This window comes from Halomonas sp. HL-93, from assembly GCF_900086985.1.
Lineage (GTDB): Bacteria > Pseudomonadota > Gammaproteobacteria > Pseudomonadales > Halomonadaceae > Vreelandella.
The window spans coordinates 3878173-3895173 of sequence record NZ_LT593974.1; the positions used below are offsets into that span (position 1 = coordinate 3878173).

General features: G+C 54.6%; 17 protein-coding genes. 13 read left to right on the forward strand and 4 right to left on the reverse strand.

Features of this window, described 5'->3' with window-relative positions; all coding sequences use genetic code 11:
- Positions 1–186: 186 nt before the first annotated feature.
- The 13 genes from fliF to fliR all read left to right on the forward strand — a co-directional run bounded on the left by fliF (position 187) and on the right by fliR (position 11523).
- Complete coding sequence (fliF, locus tag GA0071314_RS18025) at positions 187–1938, forward strand: flagellar basal-body MS-ring/collar protein FliF (protein WP_074397961.1); 1752 nt, start codon at positions 187–189, stop codon at positions 1936–1938.
- Positions 1931–2938 (forward strand): flagellar motor switch protein FliG, encoded by a 1008-nt coding sequence (fliG, locus tag GA0071314_RS18030; RefSeq protein ID WP_074397963.1) that lies wholly within the window; start codon positions 1931–1933, stop codon positions 2936–2938. The genes fliF and fliG overlap by 8 nt, the downstream gene beginning before the upstream one ends.
- Complete coding sequence (locus GA0071314_RS18035) at positions 2931–3698, forward strand: flagellar assembly protein FliH (RefSeq protein WP_074397964.1); 768 nt, start codon at positions 2931–2933, stop codon at positions 3696–3698. The genes fliG and GA0071314_RS18035 overlap by 8 nt, the downstream gene beginning before the upstream one ends.
- 8 nt (positions 3699–3706) lie before the next feature.
- Positions 3707–5098 (forward strand): flagellar protein export ATPase FliI, encoded by a 1392-nt coding sequence (gene fliI, locus GA0071314_RS18040; protein WP_074397965.1) that lies wholly within the window; start codon positions 3707–3709, stop codon positions 5096–5098.
- Entirely contained in the window at positions 5095–5547 is a 453-nt protein-coding gene (fliJ, locus tag GA0071314_RS18045; protein WP_074397967.1) for a flagellar export protein FliJ, read from the forward strand. The genes fliI and fliJ overlap by 4 nt, the downstream gene beginning before the upstream one ends.
- Positions 5548–5566: 19 nt before the next feature.
- Positions 5567–6946, forward strand: a complete 1380-nt coding sequence (locus GA0071314_RS18050; RefSeq protein WP_074397969.1) for a flagellar hook-length control protein FliK — start codon at positions 5567–5569, stop codon at positions 6944–6946.
- Between the two features lie 172 nt (positions 6947–7118).
- On the forward strand, positions 7119–7592 hold the full coding sequence (gene fliL / locus GA0071314_RS18055; RefSeq protein WP_074397971.1) for a flagellar basal body-associated protein FliL: 474 nt from the start codon (positions 7119–7121) through the stop codon (positions 7590–7592).
- A 21-nt stretch (positions 7593–7613) separates the two neighbouring features.
- A complete protein-coding gene (fliM, locus tag GA0071314_RS18060; RefSeq protein ID WP_074397973.1) occupies positions 7614–8669 on the forward strand; it encodes a flagellar motor switch protein FliM in 1056 nt (351 codons plus the stop codon).
- A complete protein-coding gene (gene fliN / locus GA0071314_RS18065) occupies positions 8666–9205 on the forward strand; it encodes a flagellar motor switch protein FliN (protein ID WP_074397975.1) in 540 nt (179 codons plus the stop codon). Before fliM ends, fliN begins: the two co-directional genes overlap by 4 nt.
- A complete protein-coding gene (gene fliO / locus GA0071314_RS18070) occupies positions 9202–9657 on the forward strand; it encodes a flagellar biosynthetic protein FliO (RefSeq protein WP_074397976.1) in 456 nt (151 codons plus the stop codon). The genes fliN and fliO overlap by 4 nt, the downstream gene beginning before the upstream one ends.
- Positions 9654–10430 (forward strand): flagellar type III secretion system pore protein FliP, encoded by a 777-nt coding sequence (fliP, locus tag GA0071314_RS18075; protein ID WP_074397978.1) that lies wholly within the window; start codon positions 9654–9656, stop codon positions 10428–10430. Before fliO ends, fliP begins: the two co-directional genes overlap by 4 nt.
- Before the next feature lie 27 nt (positions 10431–10457).
- The gene (gene fliQ / locus GA0071314_RS18080; protein WP_074397979.1) at positions 10458–10727 is read left to right on the forward strand and encodes a flagellar biosynthesis protein FliQ; all 270 of its coding nucleotides are present in this window, start codon (positions 10458–10460) and stop codon (positions 10725–10727) included.
- A gap of 4 nt (positions 10728–10731) precedes the next feature.
- Positions 10732–11523, forward strand: a complete 792-nt coding sequence (gene fliR, locus GA0071314_RS18085; protein ID WP_074397981.1) for a flagellar biosynthetic protein FliR — start codon at positions 10732–10734, stop codon at positions 11521–11523.
- A gap of 70 nt (positions 11524–11593) precedes the next feature.
- Here fliR and flgL read toward each other — a convergent pair whose 3' ends face one another.
- The 4 genes from flgL to GA0071314_RS18105 form a co-directional block, all read right to left on the reverse strand.
- Positions 11594–12850, reverse strand: coding sequence for a flagellar hook-associated protein FlgL (flgL, locus tag GA0071314_RS18090; RefSeq protein ID WP_074397983.1), 1257 nt, complete (start codon positions 12848–12850; stop codon positions 11594–11596).
- 17 nt (positions 12851–12867) lie between these two features.
- Positions 12868–14766, reverse strand: a complete 1899-nt coding sequence (gene flgK / locus GA0071314_RS18095; protein WP_074397985.1) for a flagellar hook-associated protein FlgK — start codon at positions 14764–14766, stop codon at positions 12868–12870.
- Positions 14767–14828: 62 nt separating this feature from the next.
- Positions 14829–15860: a flagellar assembly peptidoglycan hydrolase FlgJ gene (gene flgJ, locus GA0071314_RS18100; RefSeq protein WP_074397986.1), complete on the reverse strand. Its 1032-nt coding sequence runs from the start codon at positions 15858–15860 to the stop codon at positions 14829–14831.
- A complete protein-coding gene (locus GA0071314_RS18105; protein WP_269449439.1) occupies positions 15860–16981 on the reverse strand; it encodes a flagellar basal body P-ring protein FlgI in 1122 nt (373 codons plus the stop codon). Before GA0071314_RS18105 ends, flgJ begins: the two co-directional genes overlap by 1 nt.
- Positions 16982–17001 lie beyond the last annotated feature (20 nt).

Here is a 17001-nt window from a genome sequence, read left to right on the forward strand (position 1 = left end):
GACAATTACGCACAAAAAGCCAAGCTTTTCGTTCCTTTAGGCTTGCCCAGCCACCGGATAATAGCGTTCATCATAATTTCGCCTCATCTTTTCGGCGGATAACCGCGATCGACGGATATAGCCTATGCCTTCTTTGGTGATGCGCCTGGGCCGGAACTTGTTTTGCTTGTCCCAATGGAGGGATTCATGAGCGAAGCGGGTGCAACGGCAGGCCGTCAGACGAACACCTCCACGCGTGGCAGCGCAGGCGGTGATAATACGAAAACTCCATTTGCTGAACGCGTGCTTTCGCAGTTGCGCGGCAACCCTATTGTCGCGTTATTGATTGCCGGGGCTGCATCGATTGCGGTGGTGGCTGCCCTGATGATGTGGGCCAGCAGCCCTGATTATCGCGTCCTGTATAACAACCTTGATGAGGCCGATGGCGGCCGTATCATCACGGAACTCGACGGCCGAGGCGTGCCCTACCGTTTCAGTGAAAACGGCCAAGCCTTAATGGTGCCGAGCGACCAAGTGCATCCCCTGCGCCTCTATCTTGCCGAACAAGGGCTACCGCAAGGCGGCAACGTGGGCCTTGAGCTCATGGACAACCAAGCCTTCGGGGTTAGCCAATTTGCCGAACAAGTCAATTATCAACGCGGCTTAGAGGGTGAGCTTAGCCGCTCGATTGAATCATTGGGACCTGTCGAGGGCGTGCGCGTTCACTTATCGATGGCCAAACCATCGGTTTTTATCCGTGACCGGGAGCCCGCTAAAGCCTCGGTGGTGCTGACATTGCTACCGGGCCGCGTACTTGGCGATGGCCAGGTTAGTGCCATTGTTCACATGGTATCGAGCAGTGTTCCTGAACTGTCTCCCGAAGACGTGTCGGTGGTCGACCAGAATGGCCGCTTACTGTCGGCAGACAGCGGAGGCAATAACGATCTTGACGGTAGCCAACTGGAATACTTGGCCGAAGTTGAAAGTTCTTATCAACGGCGCATTGAGCATATCCTGGCGCCGATCCTGGGCGAGGAAAACGTGCGTGCCCAGGTAGCCGCGCAGGTGGACTTCTCCCAGCGGGAAGAAACCTCAGAACGCTATGGGCCTAATCAACCGCCCAACGAAGCGGCCGTGCGCAGCCGTCAATTAAGCCTTTCTCTTGATGGGGAGGATCCGCTAGGCACCGGCATCCCCGGCGCACTTAGTAACACTCCCCCGGGGGTCGCGCCGTCGCCCATCAATCAGCCCGACGAAGAGGGCGAGGATGCAGACGGCGAAGAGACTCCTGACGAGGCACTCCGCAATCTTCAGCAAGACGATGTCGTCAACTACGAGGTTGATCGAAGCATTGAACATATCCAGCACCGCCTCGGTCGCGTCGAGCGCCTGACAGCGGCGGTGGTAGTGAACTACCGTGAAACCACAAATGACGAAGGTGAGACAGAACAGGTTCCTCTTTCGAATGAGGAAGTTCAGCAGATTGAGCGTTTGGTGCGCCAGTCGATGGGCTTCTCAGATGGGCGTGGCGATGCAATCGATGTAGTGAATACGCCATTTGCCGATATCGAAGAAGATACGAGCGATGCGCCTGAGTGGTGGCAGCGCCAAGGCACCCTGGAGCTCGCCGGACAGCTCGGCCGCTACCTACTCGTAGCGCTTGCCGCTCTGCTGCTTTACCTGCTGATTCTACGGCCGCTCATCAAGCGCTACACCGAATCACCTGTCATGGCGACCGCCGCGTCTGGCACAGCGCTTCAGGCACGGGTCGGTGATGATGATGACGACATAGCTGAAGACGACGACAGCACAGCCAATGACGAGACGTATCAAAAGCCAAAACGTCGACGCAAGACATCACTGTACGAGCACAACCTCAACGACCTGCGTGAAATGGCCCAAGAGGACCCCCGCATGGTGGCGATGATTGTGCGCAGCTGGATGAATAACAATGAGTAGTGCAATGGCCAATATGGGAGGGGCTCGCAAGAGCGCCATCCTGTTACTCGCGCTGGACGAAGATAGCGCCGCTGAAGTGTTTAAATACATGAACGCCTCGGAAGTCCAAGCAATCAGCATGGAAATGACACGCCTTCAACAAGTCTCCCATGAAGACATGAAGGCAGTCCTCGAAGCGTTCCATAAAGAAACCGAAGAGTTTGTCGCCCTTAACCTGAACTCAAGCGACCATATTCGCTCGGTGCTCACCAAAGCGTTAGGCAGCGAACGTGCGTCCAGCCTAATTGAAGATATCCTGGAAACCACCGGGGAATCCACGGGTATTGATACGCTGAATCTCATGGAAGCTTCGATGGTGGCCGAACTCATTCGCGATGAGCACCCACAGATCATTGCCACCATTTTGGTCCATTTGGATCGCCATCAAGCGGCCGATGTGCTTGAGCTCTTTGAGGAAAAACAGCGCAACGACGTCGTCTTGCGTATCGCGACCTTCAGCGGCGTTCAACCCGCCGCCCTGCAGGAATTGACCGAGGTGCTATCCAGCATGCTGGATGGGCAAAACCTCAAACGCAGCAAAATGGGTGGTGTAAGAACAGCAGCAGAAATTCTCAACTTGATGAATTCGTCTCAAGAAGAAACCGCCATCGAAACTGTACGTTCGCATAGCGAAGATTTGGCACAAAAAATTATCGACGAAATGTTCTTGTTCGAGAACCTGCTCGACCTGGACAACCGCGCTATTCAGATGGTCCTGCAGGAAGTCGAAACCAACTCGTTGGTGGTGGCCCTCAAAGGTGCACAAGATGCCCTGGTGGACAAGTTCCTGCGCAATATGTCGCAGCGTGCAGCCGACCTGGTCCGCGAAGATATGGAAGCACGAGGGCCGATTCGCGTGTCTCAGGTCGAAACGGAACAAAAGGCGATTCTGCAAGTGGTGCGGCGCTTAGCTGACTCGGGTGAAGTCGTCCTGGCGGGTGGAGATGATGAGTATGTCTGAGTCTCAATCACCGCAATTTGATCGTCACCACCAATGGCGGCGCTGGCAGATGGACGAACTCATTCGCCCGGCCGGCCCCGGCGACAATCAGGCGCCAACTAGTACGTCGACGTACCAGCGCAAAATTGACGCGGCCCAAAAAGCTGCCAAGCAGGCACAACAACGCGAAGCGGAGGCACGTCAAGCCGAGTACGACAAGCTTCGTCAGCAAGCCGAAGAAGAAGGTTATCAGGCGGGTCTTGCCCGTGGCCATGAAGAAGGCTTGGCTAAGGGACTCGAAGAAGGGCGTCAGCAGGCCCAGCAGGAACTGGTCCAGCAAACAAAAGATACCCTGACCCCGCTTGGCATGCTGGCCAAACAGTTTTCCGAAGCGCTCACGCAAATTGACGACACCATCGCCCATGATTTGGTAGAGCTGGCGACGGAGACAGGCAAGCAGCTTGCCGCCGAGGCTTTACACGAAACGCCAGAGCGTATCCTGACCCTGGTACGCGAGCTTCTGCATACCGAACCGCCGCTGGTCGGCCAGCAGCGGCTATGGCTAAACCCCGACGACCATGCGCTTGTCGCAGAGCACCTTGGCGCCGAACTGGAAGCCGCCAACTGGAAGCTGCAACCCGATGACCAGTTGGCCCGCGGTGGATGCCGAGTCACCAGCGCCCAAGGCGAACTAGATGCGACGTTCGAAAGCCGCTGGCAAGCGGTGCAAGCCCAAGCGCGTAAGCGCCAATCCAGCTCATCCAAGCCGTCGGCTTCTTAGGTGCTACGATGACGACCACCTGCCCCCATCAACACCACTGGCAAAAAGCGATCCGCCGCACCACACAGCGGGTCAGCACCCTTTCACGGGTGGGCACCAGTGGCCGCGTTGTGCGCGCGACCGGCATGGTGGTTGAAGTCGTCGGGCTGCGGGTTGCCGTCGGTAGTGCCTGTAAAATCGAGCTGCCTAAAAGTGATGCACAGGTGGCTCAACACGCCCCTTACGCCGAAGCAGAAGTCGTCGGCTTCTCCGGCGACAAGCTATTCCTAATGCCGCTTGAGCAGATCTCAGGGCTGATGCCTGGCGCCCGCGTATCACCACTTAGCGACGGAGGCGGCCACAGCGCTCGCCGCTTCCCCATCGGGGAAGAACTGTTAGGCCGAGTACTCGACGGCAACGGCAACCCGCTTGATGATCGCGAATACCTTGAAGACACCCCGCGCGCCACGCTCACTACACCACCGTTAAACCCGCTGTCCCGCGCACCGATTGACACCCAAATAGATGTAGGGATCCGCTCGATAAACGCGCTACTAAGCGTCGGTCGAGGCCAGCGCATGGGCCTGTTCGCCGGGTCAGGGGTGGGTAAATCGGTGCTCTTGGGCATGATGGCACGTTATACCAAGGCGGACGTCATCGTGGTCGGCCTTATCGGCGAGCGGGGGCGAGAAGTACAGGATTTTATTGACAATATTCTTGGCCCCGAAGGTCAGCGTCGCGCCGTGGTGGTTGCAGCGCCTGCTGACACTTCCCCTCTTCAGCGCCTTCAGGGGGCTGCGTACGCAACGCGCCTGGCCGAGGGGTTTCGCGACGAAGGCCGTAACGTGCTGCTGATCATGGACTCGTTAACCCGCTTTGCCATGGCGCAGCGTGAAATTGCCCTGGCGATCGGCGAGCCCCCTGCCACCAAAGGCTACCCACCGTCAGTGTTTGCCAAACTACCCGGCCTGGTTGAGCGAGCGGGTAACGCAGAGCGCGGTGGCGGTTCAATCACCGCGTTTTATACCGTGTTAACCGAGGGTGACGATCAGCAGGATCCAATTGCGGATTCTGCCCGGGCGATTCTTGATGGCCATATCGTCCTATCAAGGACGCTAGCCGAAGCGGGGCACTACCCGGCTATCGACATCGAAGCGTCGATCAGCCGCGCAATGACGGCTATCACCGACGAGGCTCAGCAGCGCCAGTCACGCGTATTCAAGCAGTATTTCTCTCGCTATCAGCGCAACCGCGACCTGATTAGCGTAGGGGCTTACACACCGGGCCATGACCCACAACTTGATGAAGCCGTGCGAAGGTTTCCAGAGCTTGAGCATTTTTTACAGCAAAACATTAACGAAAGCGCCACCATCGACGCTTCCCGACAAGCCCTTAACGCCTTGGTTGGAGAGTCAGCATGAGCCGGACGCAGTTAGAAATGCTTGCCGATTTAGCCCGTGAAGCCCGGGACCAAGCGGGTATTGCCCTTGCCCAAGAGCGACAAAGCGAGCAACAGACTACCGCGCAATTGCACTCGCTCAATCGCTACCGCGCCGAATACGCCGAGCGTTTACAGCTGGCCATGCGTGACGGCATTGACCCCGCTACGATGTACAACTATCAGCAATTTCTTGCCTCACTGGATGCCGCGCTGGAACGCGCCCGCCATACGCTGGCAGCACAGCAAAAGCGAGTGCAAAAACGTCAACAACATTGGCAACAAGAGCAGCGTAAGCTGTCTTCCTACGATACACTGACCTCAAGACGGTTAGTGGAAGAGCATCGGCGCCTTGAGCGTCATGAACAGAAAACCAACGACGATTTGGTGACTAGCCGTTTGGCTCGCCAACGTAATGAGACGCCGCAGTAGCGGTGCCAGGGAACTGAGTATGAATATTCACCAGTTGCTTTCAACGACGCAAGGTCAAACGACCAGCAGCCAGCCGGGCAATGCCGCAACGGCTGACGGCGCGCGTGGGTTCTTCCAGCAGGCGCTTTCCCAGGCCTCTGCTTCGCCCCATCAGCGCCTTGCCAACGCAGCGGTCACTTCTCCTTCAAACCAGACGGGAAGCAACCAAACGGCGAATAGCCCAACGCCTGAAGCCACATCGCTTTCGGCGTGGCTAGAATCGTTAGGCTTAGATATCAGCCCCGAGGCACTGGAAGCATTGGTGGCGCGTTTTTCATCTGCCGATAGCGGCTCAATGCCCGAAGATATGAGTATTCTTGAGGCCTCTGGCAATCTAAAGAATGCCACACTCGATGAAATCGCCCAGCGTCTGTCGTTGATGGCCAGCTATAGCGACCCCTCAAGCGAGTCAACCGCCCCCCTTACTGGCGATGGTGATGACGCTGCACCAACTGCGGCCGAGCTTGCCGAGCAGCTAGGCATTGAGGAAGGCGAAGCTGAGCAACTGGTAAGCCTACTTAGCGCCTTCGTCGCCACTCAGAACCAGAGTAACGGTGGTGATACCAAGCTTTCTGGATCTTCGCGAACCCTGGGAGATATTGCCCAAGCATTAGGCGCGGCGTCTCAATCTGGCGACACGAGCAAAGCGTCGCGGTCGGAAAGCCTGCTCAGTCAGATCGATGCGCGATCATCCTCTCGCGGTAGCCCGGATACCTGGGTTAATGCCCTCGATATATCAGGGCGAGCAGCAGAAGGATCGGCTAAAGCCAACGTGGTGCTACCCAGCTCCGCCTCGGAAACGCTGCTCAACACGCTGTCTTCGAATAACGCCAGTCAGTCTAATAACCAAGCCCTCGCGTCTGCTAATATTAGTCAGTCAGCACCTACTTCGAGCTTAGGTAGCGCCGCTAACCCCACACCCGCTGCGGTTAACACGCCGGTGACCAGTCCAGCATGGCCTCAACAATTGGGTCAGCAGCTTGTCCAGTTCGCTCAGCGAGGGGGAGACCAGCTTGTGCAAATGCAATTACATCCCGCCGAGCTTGGCCCGCTATCTATCTCGTTAAAAGTTGGCGAACAGGGTGCTCAAGCGCACTTTTTATCCGGCCACGCCCAGGTTCGCCAAGTGATCGAACAAGCCATTCCGCAGCTGCGTGAAGCGCTGGCAGAGCAAGGTATTTCACTCGGCGAAACATCCGTTGGCGAACAGAACGAATCTAGCGATCAAGGCGTTGCGCAACAGCAGTCGGGGCCAAATGGCCAACCTAATATCGACGCTAGTGAGGAAGGCGGCGACTTAGCCTCCAACGCGCCCAGTAAGCCTATTGCGCTTGATGGCAGGGTTGATCTGTACGCTTAACCGGTAACCCATAAGGGCAATACTTTCTTCCATGACTATGACAAATCGCGTGGCCATTGGAAGCTAAGCCAAAAGATAGGCTCGCCAAGCGAGCCTGTTCATTTCATCACCAGCATGCGCTTTAGGCATAATGCCACGTTAACGCCACGCATGGAGATAACGGGAACGACCAATGGCTGAATCAAGCGGCGGACCAAAAAAACTGCTCTGGATAATGATCATTTTAGTGCTGCTCTCCTCTGCCGGTGCGGCAGCCGCCATTTATATGGTGTTGGATGATCGTGAGGATAATCCGGAAGAAACCACTGAAGAGACCGCTGAGCCACAGCCGCCGGTGTTTCTGACCATCGAGCCCTTCACCGTCAATTTGGCCGATGATCGTCATGGTACCCGCTTGCTATATACCGGCATTACCCTTCGCGTAGAGGATGAAGACACGCGCGAATTATTGGAAGAACACATGCCACAAGTTCGCAGCCGGTTGCTGTCAGTGCTATCAGGTCAGGAAGCGGGCGAGCTAACGTCATCAGAAGGCAAGCAACAACTAGCGACGGCTATCAACGAGAGGCTGAGCGAGCCCTTCGATGAGAACCAACCACCGCTTGAGTTGCGTGAAGTACTGTTTACTGAATTCATTGTGCAATAATCTCGGGAACTGGAGCCGTTCATGTCGCAGGACGATCTACTGTCCCAAGAAGAAATTGATGCCCTACTAAAAGGCGTCAGTGGTGATGATGAGTCGTCGACATCATCGGACCAGTCGCAGGATGAATCCCGGGTAAAGCCCTACGATCCATCTACCCAGCATCGTGTCATTCGCGAGCGGTTGCACGCCTTAGACTTTATTAATGAGCGCTTCGCGCGGTACTTCCGCACGAGCTTGTTTAATTTGATACGACGCAGCGCTGATATCACCGTTGAGTCGGTTCGCTACCAGAGCTTTAGCGATTTTTCACGCAATGTGCCCGTGCCGACCAACCTGAATATTGTTTCAATGCGCCCGTTGCGTGGCTCTAGTTTGATCGTCTTTCCGCCCAACTTGGTGTTCATGGTGGTAGACAACCTGTTTGGTGGCGACGGGCGCTTTGTAACGAAATCGGATGGCCGCGAATTTACCAACACCGAGCAGCGCATCATCCACCGTTTGTTAAGCTTGGCGATTGATGCTTATCAAGAAGCCTGGAAAGTAGTATATCCCCTGGAAGTCAGCTTCTTACGCTCGGAAGTACAGTCCAAGTTCGCCAACATCACCAATTCGCCTAACGAAATCGTGGTGAATACCAAGTTCAATATTGAGGTAGGCAACCTGTCGAGCAACTTCCAGGTCTGCATGCCTTACGCCATGATTGAGCCGCTGCGCGACCTTCTGGCAAACCCGATTAATGACAGTAACCATGACCAAGACGGCACTTGGTCTCGACGCATGGCCAGCGAATTGCGTCAGTCGGAAGTCGAACTGGTAGCCGAATTTGCTCAGATACCTAGCCGTATCGCCCACGTAATGGGGCTTAAAAAAGGCGACGTACTACCGTTGGAAATTCCCTCGACCGTTACCGCCAACGTTGATGGCGTACCGGTTATGGAGTGTGAATACGGTAGCCAACGACAGCAGCGCGCCCTGCGGGTGAAGCGTATGATTGATCACGCCGCGATGAACAATGTACCGTCCAACGACTTCGTTAAAGGGTCTACGCGACAGAAAGCCAAGGAATCTAAAGCATGACGGATCCTAATAAACCCGATCAGAACATCTCTGACGACGACTGGGCGTCTGCCATGTCGGAACAGGAGCAAGAAGAAACAGCCGCCTCATCCGAGGCCGCCGACGGCGAGGATGAAGATCCCTGGGCCGCAGCGATGGCAGAACAGCAATCCGCCGAGGAAGAAGCGCCAGCAGAAGATGCCAGCGAAGCTGAGGAAGCGCCTGCCAGTGAAGCCAAAGCGGCCAGTGACGATGTGTTCCGTCCGCTGACTCAGGAAACAGGCGACACGCAGTCCCGCGACCTAGAAATGATCATGGACATTCCGGTCAAGCTTACCGTTGAGCTAGGCCGCACAAAGCTGACGATCAAACAGCTACTTGAACTGGCCCAAGGCTCGGTGATTGAGCTTGAGGGGCTAGCAGGCGAGCCCATGGATATCTTGATCAATGGCTACTTGATTGCACAAGGTGAAGTCGTGGTCATCGAAGATAAGTATGGTATCCGCATCACCGAAATCATTACGCCTTCTGAGCGCATTCACAAACTGAACCGATGAGCGATTCCGCCTCAACGCAAAGCAGCTCGCTTGACGCGCTAAGCAGCGGCAGCGACTCACTGATCGGCATGGCCGTGCTAGGCAAAACCGCAGCGGCGTTGGCATTAGTCATCGCCATTATTTTGCTGTGCACGGCGCTTCTAAAGCGCCTTGGGCACGCCAAACGTGCTGGCGGGCAGCTTCAGGTGATCAGCAGTACCGCCGTGGGTAACCGTGAGCGCGTTGTGATCGTGCAAGTGGAGGATACCTGGTTGGTATTAGGTGTTGGCAATGGGCGCATTACTAAGCTGCATGAGCGACCGGCACCCGCCACGCCTCCCCCCGATATGACCCAGACCCCATCTGGCTTTGCCAAGCGATTTTCCCAAGCACTGACCAATAATCTGACCAGCAAGAAGCAGCAACGCAGCGGTGCTCCTTCACCTCCTTCTGATATAGACCGTACCCTATGAGGACTTTATCCTTGTATCGGCCGCTTATCTCGCGGTGGCCATGGCTAATTGTTCTAGGCCTATTGTGTCTTTTTCCACTCATAGGCAACGCACAAGAACTCCCTGGGATTACCTCTCAGCCGATGGAAGACGGCGGTCAACAGTGGTCAGTGTCGCTACAGACGCTGTTATTCCTAAGCTCACTGGCGTTTCTACCTTCCATGCTGCTGATGATGACGAGCTTCACGCGCATCATCATTGTGCTGAGCCTATTGCGCACTGCCATGGGTACCCAGGCAACACCACCCAACCAGGTGCTGCTAGGCATCGCATTATTTCTGACGTTTTTTATTATGTCGCCCGTGCTAGCCGAGGTCTATGACACCGCCTGGGTACCGTTGAGCGAAGAAACAATTAATTTCGAAGAATTTTTGCGTTTAGCGCAGGTGCCATTTCGTGAATTTATGCTCGCACAAACGCGAGAGCCCGACTTAGCGCTCTTTGTACGCCTCGCTGATATCGGCCCGATGCAGGGTCCTGACGAACTGCCTATGCGGGTTTTGCTGCCTGCTTACGTCACTAGCGAGCTGAAAACAGCCTTTCAAATTGGCTTTACGATTTTTATTCCTTTTTTGATTATTGACTTGGTTGTAGCCAGTACACTGATGGCTCTGGGTATGATGATGGTACCTCCAATCACTATTTCTTTGCCGTTTAAGCTTATGCTGTTTGTCCTGGTTGACGGGTGGCAGTTGATTGTTGGTTCGTTAGCAGAAAGCTTCTACATGATATAGCCGTCATTACGGCGATGGAGATCTAGAATGACCCCTGAAATGGTCATGACGATTGCATATCAAGGCATGCGAGTAACGCTATTGCTCGCTGGCCCAATGCTGCTCGCCGCTTTGTTTACCGGCTTGATTATCAGCCTGTTTCAAGCAGCCACGCAAATCAACGAAATGACCCTCACCTTTATCCCCAAAATTCTGGCGGTCTTTGCCGTCCTGGTTTTGGCAGGTCCATGGTTGCTTGGCTTGATCACCGATTTTACCCATCGATTATTCACCAATATTCCCAGCATGGTGATGTAAGCCAATGGTTGAAGTCACCTTTGCCCAGCTACACGCATGGCTGGTGGCATTTATTTGGCCGTTTGCCCGCATCACCGCCTTCATGGCGGCATCGCCCATTTGGGGGCACTCGAGCGTTCCTAATCAGGCAAAGATCAGCTTGGCCGCCGTTATTGCCGTGGTGATCGCGCCTATTCTTCCCCCTATGCCCGATGTGCCGCTGATGTCCTGGGCGGGCGCTGGCATCATGGTGGAGCAGGTGTTAATTGGCCTGGCGATTGGCTCGGTCATGCATATTGTCTTTGCCGCCGTGCAGGCAGCCGGGGAATTTATCGGCCTGCAGATGGGCTTGGCGTTTGCTAGTTTTTTCGATATGTCCAGCGGCACCAATATCATGGTCTTGTCGCGGATTTTATATATGATCTCGCTGCTAATGTTTCTCGCCCTGAACGGCCACCTAATGGTGTTAGAAACGCTGGTAATGGGCTTCCAAACCTTACCAGTTGGTGTCGGCACTCTTAATCCGAACGGTTTTGAACTACTAGCTCGCTATGCCGGCACTATATTTTCCTCAGGCATGCTACTTGCCCTACCGCTGGTAGGGTCGCTATTGATCATCAATTTAGCGCTGGGTATTCTGAACCGCTCGGCACCACAATTAACGGTGTTTAACATCGGCTTCCCGACCTCGCTAACGGTGGGACTGTTATTATTGATGGTGCTAATGACCGATATCGAACGGTTTTTACAACGACTGTTCAGCCAAGGGCTTGAGTTTATGCAAAGCCTAATCGAAACCCTGGCCCCGCTATCTTAGTATCAATAATTAAAAAGCCCTTTGCCGATGGCAAAGGGCTTTTTATCGAAGCAGGCTTGTTCAGTTGAGGTTACAGGTAGTCGAACAGCGACATACCCTTCACATCAACAAAGGCTTTTTGTGAGGCCTGTAAGCCGATTTGGCGCAGGCTATATTCGGAAATCGCCTCGTTGTAGTCAAGATCGACCAGGTCAGACAGCGTTTGCTCGTAGTTAAGACTACGGTTATCGCCCACTGCGTCGATGACATCCAGCTCATTGAGACGCGCCCCAGCGGATGCACGTACCGTAAGGACGTTATCCAGGCTATTGTCCAAATCGCGCATGGAGGTCTTGAGCGTATTACTTAAATCCGCTTTGTCTGACTCGGTTTCAGCGGGTTTCTCTAAAACACGAATGGCTTCTTCCATGGTGCGGAATAAATTAGGTTCGCGCTGAGCACTACCTGACTGGGCTACCTGAATCTGATCTCCAACTTCAGGCTCGCCTTTTAAGTCAACATTAATGCCACCAAAGGAAACACTTTCGCCAGAGGTATAGGCTGCATCGGTAAAAGCACCGTCATTATCCGGATCGTAGGCAACCCAGCTATCACTGTCCTCGTCAAAGGTCTCGATGCTGTAGGTGGGATCACCAACACCATCCTCATCAAACTGAATACGATAGCTATCGCCATAGCCGTCATTGTTTACATCTGCAACGTGCGGGCCCCCAAACGTCACGTTGCCAGCATTATCACTATTGGCTTCTGCCACATAGCCCGCACTGTTGGGCACGCTTTGGAAGATTGAAGCGCCATTTTCGGTCACCGGCATTAAGCGTGATGAGTCAACGCGCTGTTCCCGAGTATTTTGGTCGCCCTGATACTCTACCGCATCACCCTGTTTGACGAAGGGCGGATTGCCATCGTTATAACCGCCGAACAAATAACGGCCGTTACCGTCCGTCGCATTCGCCTGGCCTAGCATGGTCTCGTAGACGCCTTTCAGCTCGCTGGCTATCGACTCGCGGTCGACATCGCTAAGCGTATCGCTTGAAGCCTGGACCAACAGCGTTTTGGCGCTGGTGATCGCATCACTCGTACTATTGAGGATACTTTCCGTTTGCGCGAGCGAATTGCGCGCTGAGGTGCGAGCATCACCATATTGCTCGGTGATCGCTTTTGCTTGGTCAACACCCACGGCACGCGAGGCGGCTTGGGGATCATCCGAGGGGTTAACAACGCGGCGACCGCTGGCAATTTGCTGGCTGACTTTTAAAAAGTCGCTCTGCTGACGGTTCATTGACGCCGTGCTTTGGTCAAACATGGTAACGCTGCTAATACGCATGGCTATCTATCCTCGAATTAACCGCGCAAATTCAAAATGGTGTCCATCAGGGTGCCGGCCGTATCAATCACACGGGCGTTGGCCTGGTAAAACTGCTGGTAGCGAATCAGGTTGGCCGCCTCTTCATCAAGATTGACCCCGGATTCGGACTGCTGCACCTCGGTAAGCTGTTCGGTGAGGCCTTGACGCGCCTCCAGATTTACCTGGGTAATGTTGGTCCGGTTACCCACGTCGCTAACCATCGAGCCGTAGGCGCCGCTCACCGTGGCGCTGCCGCCAACAATATCCTCGCTTTGCAGGTCTTGCATAGCCAGCGCATTACTGTTGTCGCCGCTATTGGCATCGCTAAGACTGATAGAAAATGTTGCCCCATCCGCGTCAGGCAACTCGTCAAGCGTAAACTCGACGCCGTCAATAGCGATGCGGTCCCCAGCTTCTAGCGTATCTCCATCGGCTAAGGCTTCACCATTTACGGTCATAGCCCCTTCTAACTCACTGACGGTACCGTCCTCTGCCACGCTCAGCGAATACTCACCATCTGCCGGTAGCGCACTCAAGGCACCCTCGGCCATGCTAACGTCGCCAATAGCCAGATCGCCTTCCATGTCAGCCAAACTACCCGCGGCAATCTTATCCAGGTCGGTAATATTGGTATCCATCCCGGCTCCGGCACGGCGAACGGGTTGGATTTCGTATTCATCACCGGCCACAGGAGGCTGGCTGAACTCAAGCGTAACACCACCGAACTTTAATTGGTCATCTTCAGCCCAGGCATCCTGATCGTATTCCACGACTTGGCCGTTATCTTTCCGAGTGATAACAGGGTCATCATTGTCATCAAAACTTACGCTGTAATCGGTGGCGCGCAGTTCGTCGATCCGGCTGGGGTCGAATTCGGCGCTTTCAATTGTCGCATCGCTATTGTCGTCATGCCCGTAGGTCTGTGGCGCACGAATATTGAACAGGTCTTCGCCTTGATCACCATTTAGATCAACGCCTTGCTTGTGCTGCTCATTCATGGCTGACGAAAGCGACACCGCTAGCTGTCCGATCTGGTTTTGGGTTTTATCAAGCGTCTCTTGGCGGAAGGTCATTAACCCACCAAGCGAGCCGCCCGTCACCACATCTTCTTCTAGCTGGGAAAGGTTACCACCGCCATCGCGATAGCCGATTACCTTGCGCTGCGGGTCGTTCTCCGCCTCCATGGTCTCTAACTCGAACGAGTCTGTACCGGTCACCAGCGGCTGGCCGTTGGGCAGGCTGATGTTATATGTTTTGCCGTCTTGGACATTAAGTCGCAGATCCATGCGCTCGTTTAGGTCAGAGACGAGTTTATCACGCTGGTTGAGCAGGCTATTGGGGGCTTCGCCGTTACGAGCGCGGGCGAGGGCAATCTCTTTATTGAGCCCGGCGACTTGCTCGGTGGTGTTGTTAATCTGGGTAACTTCATCGTCTAGCTGGTTGTTAATATTGCTTTGCATATCCTGCAGGTAGCTGTCGAACGAGCGGAACTGCGCGCTAAGCGTTTCGGCATTACCCAGTACGCCCTGGCGAGCAGCGGGGTCGGATGGCGAACTGGCTAAATCTTCCAGCGAGGAAAAGAAGTTTTGCATCAGCGGTGAAAGACCCGCATCGCGGTCGGCCAGCAAATTATCAATTTGGGTCACTTGCTCGGAATAGGTTTCTAACGCGCTCGACTGCGTTTTAGCGCTATTGAGCTGATCCGCCACGTATTGATTAAACTGGCGTTCAATATCGTTGACCTGAACACCTGACGTTCCTGCGCTGCCCTCACCAAGTTTGGTGATTTCGCGATTGTAGCCGGGTGTGTTCACGTTGCTGATATTGTTGCTAGCCGTATTCAGCGAGTTTTGCGCCGCGTTTAAGCCGCTTAGCCCAATAGAAAACATGCTCATGGTTCAATTCCTTTAGCCGATATTTCTATAATCGGCAGCGCGGTACAAAACTTGAATGACGCCTAACGCGAATCGGCCAAGAAATTACTGGCGTCCGGCATCGGGCCCAAGGTGTCCATCACGCCTACCAGCTTATCGGCATAGCGCGGATCAGTAGCATAGCCACCACGTTGCAGCTCACGTGCCGCCTGCTCCGCTGAAGGTGCCTGCGTCACACCCGCGTAGCGAGGATTGTTACCAATTAGATTGGCATAGTCGGTAAAGGCATGTTCATACGAATCGTAAACACGGAAGCTATCAACCACTTTCTCGCGACGCCCGTCTATGTATTCGTGAGTCACCACCTCAGTACTATCACCCTCCCAATGCTCTCCGGCTTTGATGCCAAACACATTGTGACTGTTCTTACCGTTTTGCGTGGCAATTTCATGTTTCCCCCAGCCCGTTTCTAATGCAGCTTGGGCCAGTATCAATTCAGCGGGCACCCCGGTGGTACGGCTTGCAGCCTGGGCTGAAGGTGCCAGCGTTTCCATAAACTGATCCACATGAGGCAGTTGACCTCCTGCTTGGCGCGGAGCATCAGGCTGAGTAGACTCTGTTTCTGCCGCCTTTCCTTGCCGTACAGCATCTAGTTCCGCCAAGAAACGGCTCTCTGTAGGTGCTTCGGGGACCTGTTCGTCACCAGGATTCAGGGGGCTATCTAATACCCGCGGCGTACCACGCGGAATACCAGCGATTAACTCCTGCATTTGTTGATCAGCGCTGGAAGACTCTTCTTTCCCACCGGAAATCGCGCCTTCCCGCTCAAGCTGTTCAACCAGTGCATCCGCTAACCCCACCCCTTTGGACGCAATCACCTGAGACCACTGCTGGTCCAGCATTTTTTGATAGCTATCCGTAGCACTGCTGTTCATCAAGCCAGACTCAGGAATCGCATCGCGCATGCTTTTCATCATCATTTGCACGAATAGTGCTTCAAACTGTTGAGCCGCCGACTCCGCGCCAGCGTCTGGGTCTGTTTTTGCCGTGTGCTGCATCCTTTGAAAGCCTTGCATATCTAGCGCAAACTGATTGCTCATATCAGTGGCATTCATCAGATAATCTCCAGCTCTGCGCGTAGCGAGCCCGATGCCCTTAACGCTTCAAGAATCGACATCAAATCCTGTGGGGTGGCGCCGAGGGCATTTAGTGCGTTAACAACTTCGTTGAGGTCGGCGCCTTCAACTACCTGTAGATAAGCTTCTTGCTCTTCTATGTCGATATCGCTATCAGGTACCACCGCCGTTTCGCCTTCACCAAAGGGTGATGGCTGGCTAACACCAAATTGGGTATCAATCGTAATCGACAGGTTACCGTGGGCGACTGCCGCTTCACGTAAACTAACCGCACTGTTCATGACCACAGAGCCGGTGCGCGCATTGAGCACTACTCGCGCTGGTGCATCCATCGGCGTAACGTCAACATTCTCAACCCGCGCCATAAAGTTAACGCGCTCATTATCATCGACTGGCCCATCAAGCGCTATCACACGACCATTACGTGCATAAGCGACAGATTGGCCGAATTCATTGTTGATAGCGGTTACCATGCGCTGCACTGTACCGAAGTCCGCGTCATCCAGCTGTAGCTCTAACGTGCCACCTTCGCCCCCTAAGTTAAGCGGCACTTCTTCCTCCACTAAACCACCATTGGGGATTCTGCCCGTGGCCTGCTGGTTGACTTGTACACTGCTACCACCCGCTTCTGCCCCCGCGCCGCCCACCAACATATTGCCTTGGGCAATGGCATAGGTATCGCCATCAGCCCCTTTCATCGGCGTCATTAACAAGGTGCCGCCACGCAGGCTCCGGGCATTGGCAATCGATGAAACGACGACGTCAAGCCGCTGCCCAGGCCGAGAAAACGGCGGCAAGTCGGCGGTTACCATCACCGCCGCGACGTTACGCAGCTGTAAATTTGTTCCGGAGGGTACCGTCACGCCCAATTGCGATAGCATGTTGGTCAAACTTTGACTGGTAAACGGTGCCTGGGTCGTCTGGTCGCCGCTGTTATCCAGCCCGACCACTAGCCCATAACCCACCAGTTGATTGTCCCGCACGCCGGAAAAACTGGCTAACTCGCGTATACGCTCTGCCTGAACAGGCATTGCCAGCAGGCAAGCCAAGCCGATAATACTAAGCTGCCAAAGCCGTTTTGCCATCGCGTGAGTCTTCATACGTTGCATGTCAGTGACCA

Bases quoted from the DNA above. Each gene is read 5' to 3' on its own strand.
- fliF (WP_074397961.1), top strand. From the start codon at position 187: ATGAGCGAAGCGGGTGCAACGGCAGGCCGTCAGACGAACACCTCCACG.
- fliG (WP_074397963.1), top strand. From the start codon at position 1,931: ATGAGTAGTGCAATGGCCAATATGGGAGGGGCTCGCAAGAGCGCCATC.
- GA0071314_RS18035 (WP_074397964.1), top strand. From the start codon at position 2,931: ATGTCTGAGTCTCAATCACCGCAATTTGATCGTCACCACCAATGGCGG.
- fliI (WP_074397965.1), top strand. From the start codon at position 3,707: ATGACGACCACCTGCCCCCATCAACACCACTGGCAAAAAGCGATCCGC.
- fliJ (WP_074397967.1), top strand. From the start codon at position 5,095: ATGAGCCGGACGCAGTTAGAAATGCTTGCCGATTTAGCCCGTGAAGCC.
- GA0071314_RS18050 (WP_074397969.1), top strand. From the start codon at position 5,567: ATGAATATTCACCAGTTGCTTTCAACGACGCAAGGTCAAACGACCAGC.
- fliL (WP_074397971.1), top strand. From the start codon at position 7,119: ATGGCTGAATCAAGCGGCGGACCAAAAAAACTGCTCTGGATAATGATC.
- fliM (WP_074397973.1), top strand. From the start codon at position 7,614: ATGTCGCAGGACGATCTACTGTCCCAAGAAGAAATTGATGCCCTACTA.
- fliN (WP_074397975.1), top strand. From the start codon at position 8,666: ATGACGGATCCTAATAAACCCGATCAGAACATCTCTGACGACGACTGG.
- fliO (WP_074397976.1), top strand. From the start codon at position 9,202: ATGAGCGATTCCGCCTCAACGCAAAGCAGCTCGCTTGACGCGCTAAGC.
- fliP (WP_074397978.1), top strand. From the start codon at position 9,654: ATGAGGACTTTATCCTTGTATCGGCCGCTTATCTCGCGGTGGCCATGG.
- fliQ (WP_074397979.1), top strand. From the start codon at position 10,458: ATGACCCCTGAAATGGTCATGACGATTGCATATCAAGGCATGCGAGTA.
- fliR (WP_074397981.1), top strand. From the start codon at position 10,732: ATGGTTGAAGTCACCTTTGCCCAGCTACACGCATGGCTGGTGGCATTT.
- flgL (WP_074397983.1), bottom strand. From the start codon at position 12,850: ATGCGTATTAGCAGCGTTACCATGTTTGACCAAAGCACGGCGTCAATG.
- flgK (WP_074397985.1), bottom strand. From the start codon at position 14,766: ATGAGCATGTTTTCTATTGGGCTAAGCGGCTTAAACGCGGCGCAAAAC.
- flgJ (WP_074397986.1), bottom strand. From the start codon at position 15,860: ATGAATGCCACTGATATGAGCAATCAGTTTGCGCTAGATATGCAAGGC.
- GA0071314_RS18105 (WP_269449439.1), bottom strand. From the start codon at position 16,981: ATGAAGACTCACGCGATGGCAAAACGGCTTTGGCAGCTTAGTATTATC.